Consider the following 359-nt stretch of genomic DNA (forward strand, 5'->3'; position numbering starts at 1 on the left):
CGCCGGCGCGGTTTGGATGATAGCCGATCTGGGTAGCGACCAGGCGCACCCGTTCCTTGGTCTCCTGGCTGATGTCAGGCGCGTCCTTGAGCGCACGCGACACGGTGGTGACCCCCAGCCCGGTCATATAGGCGATGGTCTTCAGGGTTGGCCGTTCCCCCGGCGCCAGCCCGTGACCTAAGTGCTGATTATGCTTCATTTTTGCCTTCCCGAACGCATGCCGCGCTGTCTAGGTGAACTTGCACATTTGCGCCATGCCTTCCTCCACCCGGGCAAAAATCTGTAACGATACAGGAGAAATGTCGAGCGGTTTTTTAGGCGTGAAAAGAAAATCAATTCCAGGCTGCACCGCCGTGCAT

At 58.2% G+C, this 359-nt stretch carries 1 protein-coding gene; it reads right to left on the bottom strand.

Annotated elements, in window-relative coordinates; translation table 11 throughout:
* A partial coding sequence (locus AC1D0P_RS32500) for a LacI family DNA-binding transcriptional regulator (RefSeq protein WP_477680483.1) occupies positions 1–199 on the bottom strand: 199 nt, incomplete at its 3' end.
* Positions 200–359 lie beyond the last annotated feature (160 nt).

The sequence above is a fragment of the Polaromonas sp. P1_G2 genome (genome assembly GCF_056405515.1).